This is a genomic window from Bartonella sp. CL71SXKL (assembly GCF_042194935.1).
Lineage (GTDB): Bacteria > Pseudomonadota > Alphaproteobacteria > Rhizobiales > Rhizobiaceae > Bartonella.
The window spans coordinates 1-648 of the sequence record NZ_JBHINI010000118.1 but is presented as its reverse complement, the minus strand read 5'-3'; the positions used below and the strand labels follow the sequence as shown (position 1 = coordinate 648).

Genomic DNA, 648 nt, shown 5'->3' with positions numbered 1-648 from the left:
ATATACCCCCCTAAATCGCCTTTTTTGACATCATCAAAATCTCTTAAGGCTCTAATTCGAGTTAAGAAATGACCATCAATATATTCACAATCATCAATAAATTCGTATTTTGGAGATGTTTTTTCTGTATTAACAATAGAATTCATTTTTACACCTATTCGTAAATTAGTTTTCAATTGACACCCTATAAGAGCATCGGGTGCTGAAAACACGGCGAATAGTCCGTTGCTATGCTTTTCCCATAAGGGTATTGTATGGCATAGCTACACCCGACAAAATCACTATATATGCTAATCACAGCATAAAAGATAGTCAGTGTTTTAAAAGAAATGGAAAAGGTTTTTTCGCAACCTATTCGCTATTCGAAAGTGTTTTCATCACTTGGTTATTTATGTAACAAAATACGTATTTATTGTCAAATAATATTTTATCTTTTTTTGATATTTTTTTGTATTTTTTAAATACGTTGTGTATTGATAATATCTTATGATTATGAATTGCTTCTTTTATATTTATGTGCTTTTAAAGCTATATTATAGGTTTTATGAAACGATTGCGTTATTTTCTGAATTATACATTTATAATATTTAGAAACGCTCTCATAATGCGTATTTTAAACTTTATAACCTATCAATTTTGTCACTAAAT

General features: G+C 28.4%; 1 pseudogene. It reads right to left on the bottom strand.

The features are described from left to right. A pseudogene (locus ACFILA_RS09810) lies at positions 1-212 on the bottom strand (hypothetical protein); the annotation flags it as partial. Positions 213-648: the final 436 nt, after the last annotated feature.